Genomic DNA, 1,107 nt, shown 5'->3' with positions numbered 1-1,107 from the left:
CCTGCTGTTCGGTGCGCGACGACAGGTCGAAATTGCCGGAGGCGATTTCATTGGCGGCGGTGGAAATCGAATCGGTGCCGACCTGCACTTCCGAGACGATCTTGCGCAGGCCAGTATTCATCTCGTCGAGCGCCTGCATCAGTTCGGCGATTTCATCCTTGCCGTGTTTCTCGATGCTGGCGGTGAGGTCGCCTGCAGCCACCATCTTGGCGACCTCCAGAGCGCGCTTCAACGGCGTCGTGATGCTGCGCGAAATGATCAGCACCGCGACCACGCTGATGAGCACCAGCAGCACGCCCAGCGTCATCATCAGTTGCATGCCGTGCGTGCTGGAGCGGTCGATGTCGACGGCCATCTGGTCGATGGCTTTGCGTTGCATCGCCAGCAGCGCATTGACCTTGTCCGCATAGGCCTTGGATGCAGGCTCGAACACGTCCTTGTAGGCTTTCTCGGCGGCGGCGCCGTCGCCGGTCTTGCGCGTATTCATCACAAGTTCCTTGGCAGCCTGGTATTTGTTGCGCGCGGCGATGATTTCCTTGAACAGGGCCTTCTCGTCCTCCGAACTCAGGCGCGGTTCGATCTTCTTGATGATGCCGCTGCCGGACACGACGCTGGCGGCGATCGCCTCCTTGAAGGTATCTGCCAGATTGGCGTCAGAACTGCGCGCGATCATCGACGTACGCACGATCGCCGAATACGTCAGCACGAACCAGTCGGCGACCAGCCTTTCCTTGGCCAGCGGCAATTCCATCATGGCGCGGGTGGCTTCTGCATTGCGCCTGGCGTTGATCAGTCCTATCGAAGTGGAAATGGTCGCCAGGATGAGAACGATGGCAAAACCGAAAATCAGGCGGCTCGAAATCCGCATGCTGGAAAGTTGTTTCATGATGGCTGCGTCCCCGCGTACTGTCGTTGTGTTTATGTTTCCCTGGCACGGTTCTGGTCCGGGCTCTGATGCAGATTACCTCGTTTTTTCGTGATGGCAAACACAAGTTTGGACGAAAGCAACACTGCTGCGCAGCAGCATGCAAAACGGTCCGTTCAGCGTCCAACCTGCACCTCGACTTCACGCTCGGCATAGTCCGATCCGGGTGTCGCGCGCCGCGC

1 protein-coding gene is annotated in these 1,107 nt (G+C 59.1%); it reads right to left on the bottom strand.

The window, feature by feature from the left end:
* A partial coding sequence (locus HLUSI_RS0125015) for an MCP four helix bundle domain-containing protein (RefSeq protein ID WP_016836537.1) occupies window positions 1-886 on the bottom strand: 886 nt, incomplete at its 3' end.
* Window positions 887-1,107 lie beyond the last annotated feature (221 nt).

The sequence above is a fragment of the Herbaspirillum lusitanum P6-12 genome, assembly GCF_000256565.1.
Lineage (GTDB): Bacteria > Pseudomonadota > Gammaproteobacteria > Burkholderiales > Burkholderiaceae_D > Herbaspirillum > Herbaspirillum lusitanum.
Note: the sequence above shows the minus strand (reverse complement) of the source record. Positions and strands in the feature narration are given on the sequence as shown.